Genomic DNA, 14351 nt, shown 5'->3' on the forward strand with positions numbered 1-14351 from the left:
AGCTCCTTATCCGCGACGCTTCTGCAAACGCAGAACTGTTCGGCAAGAGCGCCAAGGTTTACCTGAACCTCGCTGAAGCAGAAGTGATGAAGCACGCAGGCTTCATCATGGGCATGACTGTAGAACAGATCGCTGATTACAAGAAGGCTTAATTGCCTAAAGGTTCCGCGCAGTTAAAGGATGTCATCCCGGACTTGATCCGGGATCTCCCCTAAAACTTAAAAAGACCTCGACTCGAATGAGTCGGGGTCTTTTTTTTGCAAACTGCGAATCACAAACCTACTACAATTATTTATATTTGTAGTAGATTTATACAATGAAAAAAGAAAAGTTCTTTACAACAAACATGGTCTGTGCAGAAAGTCGTGCGGAATATTACGCAACGCTCCAAAAAGTTCAGGAGGGAACTCTTGTGCGAGTGAAAAGAGGCGTATTCGCAAAACCCGACGACCTGGCCAACGTCATGGTCGATATCGAGAAAATAATTCCCGGAGGAATTCTCTGTATGTATTCGGCATGGTCCTACTACGGACTAACAACTCAAGTTCCTCAGCAATACGACGTCGCTATCAAAAGGGGTCGGAAAGTGACGCTCCCGCAATACCCCTCATTTTCCGTCCACAATCTAACAGATTCCGTCCTTGACACAGGTGTAACATGCGCGATAATTTCTGGGTACGAGGTGAAAATTTTCGACATAGAAAAATCTGTCTGCGACGCCGTCAAGTTTAGGAATAAAATCGGATTGGATGTTTGCACCGAAATCGTAAAGAACTACCTAAAGCGCAAAGACCGCAACATTTCCAAGCTTATGAATTACGCCAAAACACTACGCGTAAGCAAAATTCTGGAAATGTATATAACCATGGGGACATAGTGAATACGAAGAATCTGGGACATTCCATTCGTGAGAAATTGCTCAACATCGCAAAATCGCAAAACACAGATTACCAGGTCATCTTGATTCGGTATTTCCATGAACGTTTCCTATTCAGGCTCTCCCAAAGCAAATACCGTGAACTTTTCTGCTTAAAGGGAGGCGCGTTACTTTACGCATACGAAAAGTTCTTGGCAAGGCCCACCATGGATGTAGATTTTCGTGCAGATAAAATCAATAACGACATAAACATTATTTGCGAGGCTGTGGCAGAAATTTGCAAAATAGCCTGCCCGGAAGACGGTGTTGTTTTTGACGACAAGAATATAACCAGCGAAATCATCACGGAATTCAAGGATTATCACGGAGTCAGAATTCATCTAAACGCGAAGCTGCAATCAATCAGTCAGAACATCTCTATGGATTTTGGATTCGGCGACGAAATATATCCGTCACCCAATGTGATTAGCTATCCTAATCTTTTGGAAGATATGCCCTGCGCGAAAATCAGCACCTACCCACTTGAATCTGTAATTGCTGAAAAATTCCAATGCATTATCGACCTTGCCGGTAGAAATACACGAATGAAGGACTATTTTGACATTTACAGGATTTTGAAGAACCATCCCGTAAATGAAAGTTCTCTTTCAGAAGCTATTCGTCGGACCTTTGAAAATCGCGGAACAATTCGCAATCCCGAGAACGAAGTGTTCCAAGAAGATTTCGCAACCAACCCAACATTAAACAAACTATGGACTTCATTTCTCCGAAAAATCAAGTGGAAAGAAGACCTGCCATTTTTAGACGTTTGGTCGTTGATTCGACAGAAGCTAATGGACAGAAGTTAAGATTTTGTTAGACTCGCTCGTTATATAGAATGCGATAAGGCCGGTATGATTTTAGCAGCAAAATTACCTGTAATACTCTTCAGGCGTTTTTCCGTAGAATCGGTTAAAGTAATCGGAAACGCCATTCCAATCAGGGTAAACAGTATCAACGGTCTTCCCAAGTAAATTCAGCTCTTCACGAATTCTTGTTTTTGCACTATACGGGATACGGATTTTGGCAAGGCGAATTTCAGTACCTTTGTTAGATTCTAGAGTGGCCAGATGAGTCTTGTCACCATCTATGCCAAAGAGAAGGAAGGCCCCCTGCTGCGACTTGATTCTTGGATTATCCAAAAGCGGATGAACGCAATAAATGGACTCCATATTATCCTTTTTTATCCATGGTCCAAAATAGGATTTTTCCGCCCTTATTTCATGCAACAGATGTTTGATACTGTCGTCTTCGTTAAATGCGGTACGTGCAGCCTCCTCTGTGGAACTAGACAAATGCCTTATATCAAGGTTATCATAATTGTAAACCGCAATATTTGAAATCACGCTCACTACATCGGAATGCCAGTTGCGAACAGAATCCTTGTGAATTTCATAAACGAGTACGACAGAATCGCAATTATCACCCACCTGAGACTTCGGATCATTATAAAGAGCGAAGAACAAGGATTGCAGAGAATCCAAAGAAACATCCAGCAAACGGGTGCGAATTCCATAATGCTGCATCAAGGAAAGCTTTTCAAAAGTCGTAGAGCAGCCTGCAAATTCATGCGCCAACCTGCGTTCGCATTCCCGGAATAGCGTAGATTCCCTATTGCCTTGTAGCCAGCCATCTCGCGCAATCCCCGGCGTTCCCGCTGATTTCCCATAATCCTGAGGCTCACCACGAAAATAGAGTTGAACATCTTCGCGATATCCCTCTACACCATAGCGCGTAAAGGTTTTTAGCACTTCTAGGTAATCTGCTACAGAATAGATGTCGTAATAAGCAGACATCAAGGAACCTCTACTTCCGTGATTGAATATTCAGGTTCAGATTTTCCTTGGGCAATGCACCCTTCAATCGTCAGTTTTAACGGTTTCTTGTTGAGCATCGCCATGGCAAGGAGAATTCTTGCGATTTCACAATCGGTTTTAATTGAATACGGTTTGCCAAGTTCCAACAGTTTGGAATTTTCGACATTTCCGTTATTTTCCAAAAGATTAAGAATTTCATCCTTTGACTTTTCGTAACGATGTTTGCCAACGCCGTTGAGAACGACCTTACCTTCGGAGATAATCTTAGTGACAATTGCGGTTATGGAGTATTTCACAAGATGTTTACTAGCGTTCGACTTTTTACTCATTTCACCCTTCTTTATTATTACTGACATTTTGACAGGGCCGCCTGGCCTTGCGGCTTGGCGGTGGTTTTGGGCGGGGACGCTATGCAGCCCCGCCGCTAGGCTACCCACTGACCGTGGGGTGCCTAGTTAGAGTCCTTGAGACAACGCACCGAGTAACCGTAGTCCTTGAGGTAGTAGCTGAGGCTCGCACCACTCGCATTCATGCGCCAGCTGTAGGCTTCTTCACCAGCATCGTCCTCAGTAGCACTCCAGAAGTCGGCGCCGGAACCAACACTGTAGAAGTAGGTACTGTAGTAGCGGCCAGCAGGGAGCGCAGAGAAACCGTAATCGTCTGTTCCATTCCCATTTCTCCAGCCATAAGTTGATTTCAGTTTAGTCGCTGCTACACTGGAACCGACTGTTTTCATTAGAGTTTCAAATTCAGATCTACTTGGTAAGTGCCAGCCCTCAGGGCATACGCCACGAACCTTCCCACGAACACTACAAGTTTTACGATAGCCACATCCTTTTCCTGCAGTAGAGAATACCGCCGCCGAATCCATTGCCGCAGACCATTGATACAGACGGCCATACTTGGCACAAGAGTCCGCTTCGTTTTCATAACAATAGCTTTTGGCAGTTCCCTCGTTATAGTCATAGTTCAAGTTCTCGGCCATCCAGGTTTGAGACCCAATGGACACTATTCCATAGACCTGATTGTCACGAGAATCCTTCATATAAATAAATCGTTGGTACTTCCATTCATCCCCACACATCCACCTTTCTGCTGTAGTAGAATTAGAAAGAGAAATAAATTTCTTCCCTTGCGTATAACTTGTACAACCTAATACCAGGTTAATTTCATCAGCCGTTGCCGTTCTAAAGGAACCGCCATCACAGACATACTTGTTATTGGCATTTACAGCCCCGCTAACAATTGATCCATCCCTAGAGCAAACATAACCATAGGTATCGTATTCCAATGCGGTTGCTCTTGTCCAAGAGCTCGACTTACAGATATAATAGACACTACCTGTTTCCGATACAGTCCCAGCATTCTTCGTTGTACAGGAACCTAAGGCACTTTCTACGGTACTAGCTGCATTCCACTTGCTGTTCCTGTATACATACTTGGCATCAGTAATGTTACCTTTCTTAACTTCACCGGTAGTTCCAGCGGTCCAGCCATAAGTATCAGCTTCCTCCAAGGTGGTCAAGATTTTCCACTGGGTATCTTCACATACATAATAGGAGCCTTGGTTATTTTTAATTGTCTTAGCATCTCTTGCCGTGCAGGAACCCAGCGTTCTTTCAACTCCATCGGCCTCGGTCCAGGCTCCGCCACGGTATACATACCAGGTATCTGAAACATCCCCTTTCTTTACTTCACCTTCAGCACCGGCGGACCAACCGTAGGTATCTGCTTCCAAAGTAGTCAGACTTTTCCACTGGGTATCTTCGCAAGCGTAATAAGCACCTTCATTTTTTTCAACGGTCTTGGTATTCTTTGTGGTGCAGGAACCAAGAGCACTTTCAATGGCGTTAGCCTCGGTCCAAGCACCGCTACGATACACATACTTGGCGTCCGTGACCTTGCCTTTCTTCACCTCGCCCACAACACCTGCAGACCAGCCATAGGTATCATATTCCAATGTAGACGCCTTTTCCCAGGCGCTGGACTTGCAGATGTAATATACATTGCCAGTCTTGTCCACGGTTCCAGATTTTGATGCCGTGCAGGAGCCCAAGGCATCTTCGACGGGATTTACTTCGGTCCAGGCTCCGCCACGATACACATACTTGGCCTCTGTATAGGTTCCCTTCTTGACTTCACCGGTTTCGCCTGCTTCCCAGCCGTAAGTATCGGCCTCCAGATTCGTAATCTTTTTCCAACTTGAAGATTTGCAGAGGTAATAGCTATTGACATTCTTGCTGTACTTATTTTTATTCTGCGCGATGACTCCGGAGCGGACACTGGTGCAGCCGCCCAGACCGTACACATTGTTCCAGAACATTTCCACCTGAGCCTCAAAACTCGGAACATCCAGAATATTCCAGGACTTCACATTGGCGCGGATTTCATCACCATCAATTTCGCTAGCAAAGTCAGCCATTACGGCCTTGGTAGAATCATCTTCCCAGGATCCGTCCTTTTCGATATCCGCAATAAAACGATCTATGGCGATTTTGATTTCCGTATCGGACCGATTACCCAAAAACAGCAGGTTCAACATCATGAGGCTTGCGTTGGCGTAATCCACATTGTCGTCTTCGCTATCTTCGAATACGCTCAAGTCTTCGCTATACTTGACTGTTGTCGGAAGTTCAAAGGCGGTCATGATTTCCTGGTCAGCCTGTTTCTTTGCGGCATAAACACTATAACCCTTACGGACCAGATACATAGCGCGCTTGTATTCCAGGTGAGTCAACAGGTTTATATTCACCTTGGTGCGAGAATCTGTTTTCAAATCGGTGAGAACGAACAAACTGATGGAATCCTTGGAGTATTCGCCAGTAACCTCATTCCTGTACTGGCCACGAACTTCCACTCCGGCATAGGGAGAAATCAAGTTCACATTGGGAATAACGAAGTCGCCCTTGTTACTGCTGATTTCGTCTTCATAAACCATTCCAGTCGGGTCCAGAGTTTCTTCGGAAAGTTCCCTCAGATAAACCGGGGAGCCAAACTTGAAGGGGCCCTTCTGAGCCACACCCAGGATGGAACGTTTCTTGACCACAAGATTTTCGTCTGTATATTTGTCTTTGTTGAATGAACTACTAGATTTTCCGCTATCGCTCGGAATGACACTTGAGGAACCGGGGGTCACGGAGCTACTGGATTTAGTATTTTCATCAGAATCATCCGATTCGGAGAGGTCGATCCAGGAACCGTTTCTGCAAAGGTAGTCTGTCAGTTTTTCGGCTACATAAACGGTATCGCCTTCGCGCTCGCTAGTACAACGCCCCATTTCAACAAGAGTAGCCACTTCGCGACCATTATCCTCGTTATCCGCCTTTGACGAATTGCCAGAATCATCACCGCAAGCGAACAAAGTCGCAGCACTCAAAATGACGGTACCTACTTTCAGCAAGTTCGTTACGACACGCTTCATTTCCGCATTCTTTTTCCAAGCCATAACAGCCTCCATCGATTAAAATCCTATGGAGTTTTGCCTTGTTCAACAATGTAGTGCGTCAATTCGTATAGAAAGGACGTGGGTCGCGACATTTACCTAAGTGAGGCTCTGCAAAGCCTAAGAACGATAAACGCAAACGACCCACGCCCCGAAAGGGCTGTTGTCCATGGCTTGTACAGCCAAAAGACCAGCTTGAAAAAGCCGGTACGACAAACTGAAACATACTGCAAAAAAGCAGTATGCTTGCGTGAGCGCTTGCCTTGTCCCCGTTCTTTTGAAATTTGCAGATTTCACTTAGAGAACAAGAGCAAAAACTCTATTTTTCATAAAGATAACTTAAAAACGAAGCTTCCGCACAAAAAGTTTACAAAAGCCTTGGTTTTCCATAGTTTTAAGCAAGAGCGGATGGATGGGACAAGCCAGGCATTGCGGGGCGGCGACTGAGCCCCGCAGAGGGGGTAGCGGAAGACCCGGCCGGGTGGGTTTCGGAACTTTATTCCCGAAGGGAATGATTGTAAGGGCGGGGCCGGGGCTGCAGCGAGGGGGAGACTTCCCCCACCCCACCCGCAAGCTTACCGACGAGGAAAAGGCTGAACTGAAGCTGTACAACAAGTTGGCATCTGCCGGCACTCCGCTCACCAAGGGCATGAATGCCGAATACTCCAACATCAACAGCTACGACAGCATCCAGGTTCACGGCGGTTCCGGCTACATGCTGGAATACGCTTGCCAGCGTCTCTACCGCGACGCTCGTATTACCTCCATCTACGAAGGTACTACCCAGCTCCAGGTTGTTGCAGCCCTTCCGCACATCACCACCGGCACCTACACTTCCATGCTCGACGAACTGGAAGCAGCCGCTGTTGCACCGGAATTTGAAAACCTCAAGGCCCGCGCAAAGGCTATGGACGACAAGTTCAAGGCAGCCATCGACTATGTCAAGGCCGCTGAAAACAACGAGTTCCTGGACCTCTGCAGCCGCCGCCTGTACGAAATGGCCGGTAACTGCGTCATGGCTCAGCTCCTTATCCGCGACGCTTCTGCAAACGCAGAACTGTTCGGCAAGAGCGCCAAGGTTTACCTGAACCTTGCTGAAGCAGAAGTGATGAAGCACTCCAACTTCATCATGGACCTGACTGCAGAACAGATCGCTGATTATAAGCAGGCTTAATTGATAACTAAAGCGAGTGAAGCGACTAAATTTATTTAGTCATTTCCGAGCCGGTTATCAAAGCAACGAAGTTGCTTATCGCCGGCCGTCATCCTGAATGAAGTCGCGAAAGCGACGAAGTGAAGGATCCAGCATTTAAAAGACCTCGACTCACATGAGTCGGGGTCTTTCTCGTTTATGCATCAAGTTTCTCTAAAGAGTTTTCTTCATATCGCGCTTTCCATACACGATACGGGTTATCCAAACTTCTGATTCAGCTTCTTTTACAAGATAAAATACCACATAATTTCCAACAGACACAGAACGAACTTCTCTCGAAAGCCACGGTTCTAACGGATATATACGATAGCGTTTAGGCATTATGGAAAGGCCAGTCATGGCCTCACGTAGTCGTAGCGCCATTTTTTCAGCACTCGATTTTGATTTTAGCTCACAACAAATATATGAATAAATATCGCCCAAGTCGCGTTCGGCCTGTTCAGATACAATCACCTTGTAATTCATCAAGCAAACCGCTTACTTAAATCGGAGAACACTTCATCCATCGGCTTTCCACGGCCTTCAACAGCATCGGCATAACCGCGTTCCATTTTTTCTTCGAACACTTCATCCGATTCAATTAAAGGAGCCATGTCTGCCCGTTCCTGTTGATATAGCAAAAATTCGATATATCTCGAAACATCTTCCAAAGAACTTTCCGGAAGAGATTTCACCTGATCAATTACGGTTTCGTAGGACATAAAGACCTCCACCATTCAATATACAATATTATCGGAAACAACACAAGGCACATGCTTTCCTTGTTACCGATAATAGCGGAAGCTCTTTGGAGGCGATAAAGCCTAAGGCAAAAGCCCAACTCCGGGCAACATGTCATTCTGGAGGTTCGAAGTCGAAGGATCCAGCAAAATTAAAAGACCTCGACTCATAGGAGTCGGGGTCTTTTTTCAAAATATTCGCGTTTGATTATCCAAACACGCAGCCCATCAGCAGCACAGAACATACCACAAAAACAAGTACTGTTGCGATACCAAGAATTTTCCACTTGAGGGAAAATTCTTTTTGGTATATGCCCAATCCAACATAGGGAGCAAAGCTCAACAACGCAGGCATGATGTAGCGGAAATCGTTGCTGCAGGCGTAGGGATATTTGTAACGCAGGAAACTCAATGCTGCAAAGAACAGGATTCCCTGAATAAAAAGAATCCAATGGTAAACATCTAGTTTTGTATTCCACCAGCCGCGAATCGCGAATACGATCAAGCCTAGGAATGACACGCTAATGAAGGAAGCCAAGGTCTTACCCAATGCGGTTTCTACAAGTTTGAATTCGCCAAATAGGGAAGATTTGAAGGCATAATTGAAAAAATATTCTCTGCCCAGACCGTCGGCCCATGCGCTGGTGTAAGGCTCCGTTAGGAAAGACTTCAGATCGAAATAAAGATAGTTTCCGGCTTCGTTCCCGACTTTCAAACCCGAGTGCAGACTGTTTGCGTTGGAAACCAGGCCTCCTTCGCCCATTATTTTTTCGAAGGCCAATCCAACAAAGATTAGAAGTAATAAAATCCAGCTTGTGATTTCTGGTTTGGTTGGTGTAATTTTTTCTGGCGAACGATTTTTGAGATAGCCTGCAACAGCCATCAGTATTACAAGTGCCAAAGAGATAAAACCTGTGGATTTTGTCCAGATTGCAAGAGCCGCACAAACCACGGCGAAAACAAGGGACGAACCTTTCCTATACCTAATGTAATTGAAGCCCGAAAGCAGGCAAAGAACATGCAGTGCAATGAACATCTGGTCGTTCCCGATTCTTGGAGCGACTAAAAGCAAGGTTGGCCACACCGTCCAAAGGGCTGCGGCAACAATCAGACTTTTGCCATCCACAAGACTCTTTAAAAATGCAAGACCGCAAATCAATACGAGAATTGAAAGCGCCAAACTAAATAGCTGAACGCCTGCACTTGAAGTAAATCCTAGCAGGCTACTTACGATAAGCGAAGGTACCGCCATCGTGTAATAAACAGGTGGATGGTAACAGGTCCAACATTCGTCCGCTGCAGGAATCGCAAGGTTATCCGCAATATACTGAATGTACGCCAAATGACCTTCCACATCATTTGCAAATTGAGTGTAGGGCAGGGCGCTGAACATGGCAAATCGCAGGAATACTCCGAACACGATACAGAACAATAAAAATGAATGCCACTTGCGGCGTTTGCATAAGGATGCAAGCGTCAATCCCGCAAGGATTGCAATCACGATTTCCATGGCGTCCGTAAAGCCTGTCCCCTTAGGAAAAACATTGATTCCTCCGGGCCCGCCGCCATTTTTCAGGGAAAGTTCATAAGTCGTTCTAGGGCCAACGCGGTGGGGCGCGGTAACAGAATCTGTCAGCACAAATCCCTTGCTGTAATTGCATCTGCCAGAATAATCCGACAGGGGAATGTCTGTGCCGTTAATCGTTAGCGATTCTGCGCAATCATCGGGGATGATGTTCAGGTCATAGTGAAGATTTAGCGGATTTGAGATGATAAAGCTAACGCGAAAAATTTCGCCTTGATTCATTTTTCTGGAAATCGGCAGCGATGTCTTTTCGTCGTTTTCTCCTTGGTGAAGAATCACGCTCTCCACACGGATTTGCCCGTATTGCAAAAATGCGAAACACGCAAGAACGCCGACGATGCAACGAAATTCAAAATTTCCTAGAATTTTCTTAAGCACTTTTTTCATTTCTTTTTGCCTTCGTGGTATTCTTCTTCGGTATTGACATTCCAAAGATCCGATTTGTCAACGGAGCCTTCGCGAATACACTTTACAGTTTCCATGGCAGTCAGCATACTGTGATCCATGTTGTTGTATTTGTGCATGCCGTTACGGCCCATCAGGAACAGGTTTTCGATGTTGTCCAGATATTCGCGAATCTTATGGAATTCGCCATAGGTTCCGAAGTAGGCCGGATAAGCCTTCTTGACGCGGAATACAACGGAATCGCGAACTGACTCCGGCTTTGACACATGAATCCTGTCCAGTTCTGCAATGGCAAACTGGATGAAGTCGGCATCGGGCATTGTCCACATTTCGTCGCCTTCGTTAACGAAATATTCCAGGCCAATCCAGACCTTGGATGGATCACTAACTAGATATGGACTCCAGTTGTTGAACACCTGAATGCGACCCAGCTTTACATCGCTTTCCTGAACATAAATCCAGTTGTCTTTTACATTTCCTGTTTCAAGTTTATCCAGCAGCAGGCCGACGGTCATAAAATCCCGATAGACGAGTCCTTCCGCAACCCGTTTTACTTCGGCGGGAACAGAAGTCTTGGGCTGATCCATGGCGGTCACCAGTTCCTTCACGGGCATGGAGCTTAGGAAATAGTCGCATGGAATTGTCTTGACGCCTTGACCGTAGTCAACGGCGACACTCACCACGCGGTTCTCAATCCGATTTACTCCCACAACCTTTGCGTTCATCACAATTTCACCGCCCATGTCAAGGATTTTCTGGGCGACGGTTTCCCAAAGCTGGCCAGGCCCAAGTTTTGGATATAGGAACTGGCCGATTAAACTTGTTTCGGTATTTTTCTGACGGAATTTATCTGCGCTATCCCTATCAATGGCGTGTCTATTACTTTTGAAAAATTGCTTTACCGCATGAACCACAGTCTTTGTAATGGAAAGTCCTTTAATTCGCTGGCCGCCCCATTCCGGGCTGATTTTATTGCAGGGAACACCCCAGAGCTTTTCGGTGTAGTCCCTAAAAAAGGTTCTATAAAGTTCAACGCCGAAACGGTTGATCATAAAATCTTCTAGACTCTTTTCGGAACGGGCAGGAAGCAACTGCACCTTAAGATAGCTCAGACCAATTTTCATCATTCGCCAAAATCCAAGACCGCGAATGGTATTTCCGTTCAAGGTTACGGGGTAGTCGAAAAGTTTCCGCAGGAACAATATGCGACTCAGCCGACTACGGCAAAGCATGACCAAATCGTCTTTTTCTGGATGGGGTCCGTCCTTGGATTCCAGGGGAAGAATGTTCAGCCACCAGTCCATTACAGCATCGCTCTTGCTGAAGAATCGATGGCCACCAATATCCATTCTGTTGCCTTTGTAGCAAGCCGTCCGGGAGATTCCGCCAATTGTATTTTCTGCTTCGAAGATTACAGGCTTTACATTTGTGGTGCGAAGTAATTCCAATGCGGCGGTCAAGCCTGCAGGCCCGGCACCTGCGATGATAGCAATTTTTTGGGATTCATTTTCAGTGGTCATGTCAATCCTTTTTTTCTCGGAACAAGGTCAGCTTTCGCACTCCGAAGTTCCACATCAAAACAACTGCCGCGGCGATCATCTTGGAAATCATTTCCTGCCCATGGAGCGAGTCCACCAGGAAAACCATCAACAGTTCGTTAAGCGCAACACCTGCAAAACCAATCACGGCGAATACGGCAAACTCTGCAGACTTGCGCATTTCAAGCCTGCGTTTACAATCCGAGAAAACCCACCTGACGCTAAGGGCATAGTTGAGTACCAGACCAGCAACCAATCCGATGAAATTCGCAAGCAGATAATGCAAGCCTAGAACATACAGGCAAAAAGCGAATAGCCCAAAATCCACTAGAAAGGCAAATCCACCCACTAGTAAGTAACGTGCTAGTTGCGCTAGCACTCCTTTTATTTCAACCATAATGTTATCGTTTAGTTTTTACAGCAGAGAAGACTTAAACCATTCTCCGTAAGAAATAGCATTTGTGCTCGGACTGTAACTACCATCTTCACATTTCCAAATTTCGCTTGATAAGGGCTTGCGAATACTCTCAGGTTCGGTAGCCCCTATGCTGCCGTCACAGTCTTCAATAAGAAAATACACCGCGAAGAAATTGTTGTTACGCTTGCATTTTCCCCCAGGAGAAATGCTGGTGAATTGCAGGGAACTGTCGGATATGCTGGTCAACACATGTCCCATTGGCTGGCCACCATCATCGACCATGGTCATAAAGTACCGACAACCTTCCTTATTTTCCGCAGGATGTTCCTTCATGATTTTGGCTGTCATTGGAAAACAGACGGAAATGTCATCTCGATTTATCTGGAACAGCGGAGATTTGCGAACCATGTCCGTGGGAGAAATTCCTGTTTTTGCGTAGGCGTAATCCATGCAAGCCATTGAGGCCGTTCCGTTGTAGGCAACCACGCGATTGTCAAAGGAAAGTTGTTCTGCATTCGGAACATATTGTAGAATGTAGTTTTCAAGAGTACGGCTACTGTCAATGGAAATTGCCTGATTGTTGGTTGTGCCGCAGTTTTCACAGATTTCAGGAGCATCAATTGAACTTGATGAACTTGAAATATCATCCCGTTTTGATGAAGATGAAGGCGATTCAAACTTTCCTGTTGATGACTGCGCATCCTTTGCCATTTCTGCGCAACGATCGGCTGCGACATTACTAAAGTAAGAAATCAACATTGAAATAGAGTCCGATTCGACCTGGCTCATTCGACAAGCTGCGTCAAAGTTTCCATTTTTACACCCATCGCTAATACTAAAGAATTGACTATTCGACTTTTCTAAGCAGCCAGCCTTAAAGGCCGAGTAAGATGAATCACAAGATGCGGCAATTTCAGTTCCCTGTAATGTGAAAATCGCGAAGGAGCCGGAAATTTGGATAGTCATTGCAAGAGTTGAACTATCCGCGATACATTCTGCTCGCGCACCAGTGCCGTCATTCAAAACCGCTATCCTGCCCCCATCTATTTTTGCATAGGCTGCTTCATGTAATCCCGTTCCGTACTTATACCACTCATTAAGTTGATCAACGGAAATTGCATTTTGATCTTCAATAGAGCCTCCATCAGCAACTCCATTCGTATCTGAACAAGAAACGAAAAACAGAGCAAGAAATCCTTGCAAAAACAGGAATAGATTTTTCTTCATTATTAGCAAACCTTAAAGGTCATTCCAAAAGCATTATATTTTATCACAAACTAATCCATGTCCTGTATCACCAACACACTGTTCACCAGGCATTACATTTTCTTCAGGAAGTTCCGCGACAAATGTTTCACATTCACTTTTCAGGCTATCCACTATGGTTTCTAACTTAGTGTTAGCAGAGACCTTTGTCACGCAAGCTGCTTCAAAGGATCCTGCGGAACAACCCCTATTGTACATTTTATAAAGACCACCATTTTCATTGCACGTTTTAACAAAGGCAATACTATCTGCTTCACAGCGTTCAACCGCATTTTCAGAATACAGCTTGAAATGACTTTCAAACTTATAAAGGGAATCCTCATTTTCACGAAGATAAACTAAAGCATCATCGCTATCTTCCCCAGGGTTATCTCCTTTTACAGACTTGGAATAATATATTCCATTTTCTTCTTTATAAACATTCACCCAACAGCTACCTGTTGATCTCAATTCACTAAAAGCTGATTCCGGTTCGGTCTTGAAAGAATTTACAGCGGCAGGAGAAGCAGAAAGAGATCCTCCTTCCGTCGGGACCGCATCATCCAAATTCACGCCATCAGAAACAACTTGGCTATATCCAGATTCACCAAGCATTGTTTTCATAAAACTAACGTCTGCATCAGACAATTTTTCAGAGGAATCTTTTGCTTCCGCAGATGCCTCGACTGAATTATTGTCGGAACAAGCCTCAAAAGCGAAAATCATAGCGACTATGAGTAGAAATTTCTTTTTCATGTTATGACTCCTTTTTTAGAGCGTTTCTATTTTCAAACTTTTTCAGTTAAGGGAAACAGTTGTAAATTCAATCGATAGACGCGATTTCCACCTTTCTTCGCTGTCGCTATGGAAATAATTCTCTTTCGACAGGCGTCAAGCTCTTCAATAATTTTAGCGTAATCTTCCTCATCGATTCCGATGGTAACGCCAGAAAAATTTCGAGGCATCATCAACATGTGTGGAAGCATTTAGGCAGCCTTGCTAGATGAATCTCTCGATTCCGATTCCCATTCGTAGGCTATCTTTACATCTACA

General features: G+C 45.1%; 16 protein-coding genes. 5 read left to right on the forward strand and 11 right to left on the reverse strand.

Annotated elements, in window-relative coordinates; translation table 11 throughout:
• The first annotated feature begins 8 nt into the window (after nt 1-8).
• From BUB59_RS15855 to BUB59_RS14350, 3 genes are all read left to right on the forward strand, one after another.
• Complete coding sequence (locus BUB59_RS15855; RefSeq protein WP_369806272.1) at nt 9-152, forward strand: Acyl-CoA dehydrogenase C-terminal domain-containing protein; 144 nt, start codon at nt 9-11, stop codon at nt 150-152.
• A 164-nt stretch (nt 153-316) separates the two neighbouring features.
• Nucleotides 317-877 (forward strand): type IV toxin-antitoxin system AbiEi family antitoxin domain-containing protein, encoded by a 561-nt coding sequence (locus BUB59_RS14345; RefSeq protein WP_200778843.1) that lies wholly within the window; start codon nt 317-319, stop codon nt 875-877.
• The gene (locus BUB59_RS14350; protein WP_083540359.1) at nt 877-1725 is read left to right on the forward strand and encodes a nucleotidyl transferase AbiEii/AbiGii toxin family protein; all 849 of its coding nucleotides are present in this window, start codon (nt 877-879) and stop codon (nt 1723-1725) included. The genes BUB59_RS14345 and BUB59_RS14350 overlap by 1 nt, the downstream gene beginning before the upstream one ends.
• Nucleotides 1726-1788: 63 nt before the next feature.
• Here the strand turns inward: BUB59_RS14350 and BUB59_RS14355 are convergent, their stop codons facing one another.
• From BUB59_RS14355 to BUB59_RS14365, 3 genes are all read right to left on the reverse strand, one after another.
• On the reverse strand, nt 1789-2712 hold the full coding sequence (locus tag BUB59_RS14355) for an FRG domain-containing protein (RefSeq protein ID WP_073231251.1): 924 nt from the start codon (nt 2710-2712) through the stop codon (nt 1789-1791).
• On the reverse strand, nt 2712-3062 hold the full coding sequence (locus BUB59_RS14360) for a hypothetical protein (RefSeq protein WP_143160425.1): 351 nt from the start codon (nt 3060-3062) through the stop codon (nt 2712-2714). Before BUB59_RS14360 ends, BUB59_RS14355 begins: the two co-directional genes overlap by 1 nt.
• 122 nt (nt 3063-3184) lie before the next feature.
• Nucleotides 3185-6178 (reverse strand): fibrobacter succinogenes major paralogous domain-containing protein, encoded by a 2994-nt coding sequence (locus BUB59_RS14365; RefSeq protein ID WP_234980080.1) that lies wholly within the window; start codon nt 6176-6178, stop codon nt 3185-3187.
• Nucleotides 6179-6370: 192 nt separating this feature from the next.
• On the opposite strand from BUB59_RS14365, the gene BUB59_RS15675 reads away from it, so the two are divergent.
• Together BUB59_RS15675 and BUB59_RS14375 are read left to right on the forward strand one after the other, a co-directional pair.
• The gene (locus tag BUB59_RS15675) at nt 6371-6622 is read left to right on the forward strand and encodes a hypothetical protein (RefSeq protein WP_234980081.1); all 252 of its coding nucleotides are present in this window, start codon (nt 6371-6373) and stop codon (nt 6620-6622) included.
• A gap of 64 nt (nt 6623-6686) precedes the next feature.
• Complete coding sequence (locus BUB59_RS14375; RefSeq protein ID WP_234980082.1) at nt 6687-7349, forward strand: acyl-CoA dehydrogenase family protein; 663 nt, start codon at nt 6687-6689, stop codon at nt 7347-7349.
• 192 nt (nt 7350-7541) lie between these two features.
• Here BUB59_RS14375 and BUB59_RS14380 read toward each other — a convergent pair whose 3' ends face one another.
• The 8 genes from BUB59_RS14380 to BUB59_RS14415 form a co-directional block, all read right to left on the reverse strand.
• Nucleotides 7542-7853 (reverse strand): type II toxin-antitoxin system RelE/ParE family toxin, encoded by a 312-nt coding sequence (locus tag BUB59_RS14380; RefSeq protein ID WP_073231259.1) that lies wholly within the window; start codon nt 7851-7853, stop codon nt 7542-7544.
• Nucleotides 7853-8089: a hypothetical protein gene (locus tag BUB59_RS14385; protein ID WP_073231261.1), complete on the reverse strand. Its 237-nt coding sequence runs from the start codon at nt 8087-8089 to the stop codon at nt 7853-7855. Before BUB59_RS14385 ends, BUB59_RS14380 begins: the two co-directional genes overlap by 1 nt.
• 226 nt (nt 8090-8315) lie before the next feature.
• Entirely contained in the window at nt 8316-10079 is a 1764-nt protein-coding gene (locus BUB59_RS14390) for a glycosyltransferase family 39 protein (RefSeq protein WP_073231263.1), read from the reverse strand.
• The gene (locus BUB59_RS14395; RefSeq protein ID WP_073231265.1) at nt 10076-11617 is read right to left on the reverse strand and encodes an NAD(P)/FAD-dependent oxidoreductase; all 1542 of its coding nucleotides are present in this window, start codon (nt 11615-11617) and stop codon (nt 10076-10078) included. Before BUB59_RS14395 ends, BUB59_RS14390 begins: the two co-directional genes overlap by 4 nt.
• A 1-nt stretch (nt 11618) precedes the next feature.
• A complete protein-coding gene (locus BUB59_RS14400; RefSeq protein ID WP_073231267.1) occupies nt 11619-12032 on the reverse strand; it encodes a GtrA family protein in 414 nt (137 codons plus the stop codon).
• An 18-nt stretch (nt 12033-12050) separates the two neighbouring features.
• Nucleotides 12051-13280 carry a hypothetical protein gene (locus BUB59_RS14405; RefSeq protein ID WP_073231269.1) on the reverse strand — a complete coding sequence of 410 codons (1230 nt, stop codon included), beginning with the start codon at nt 13278-13280 and terminating at the stop codon, nt 12051-12053.
• 33 nt (nt 13281-13313) lie between these two features.
• Entirely contained in the window at nt 13314-14054 is a 741-nt protein-coding gene (locus tag BUB59_RS14410) for a hypothetical protein (protein ID WP_143160427.1), read from the reverse strand.
• A 32-nt stretch (nt 14055-14086) separates the two neighbouring features.
• Nucleotides 14087-14272 carry a TIGR02147 family protein gene (locus tag BUB59_RS14415; RefSeq protein WP_234980083.1) on the reverse strand — a complete coding sequence of 62 codons (186 nt, stop codon included), beginning with the start codon at nt 14270-14272 and terminating at the stop codon, nt 14087-14089.
• Nucleotides 14273-14351 lie beyond the last annotated feature (79 nt).

Source organism: Fibrobacter sp. UWEL (genome assembly GCF_900142535.1).
Classification (GTDB): domain Bacteria; phylum Fibrobacterota; class Fibrobacteria; order Fibrobacterales; family Fibrobacteraceae; genus Fibrobacter.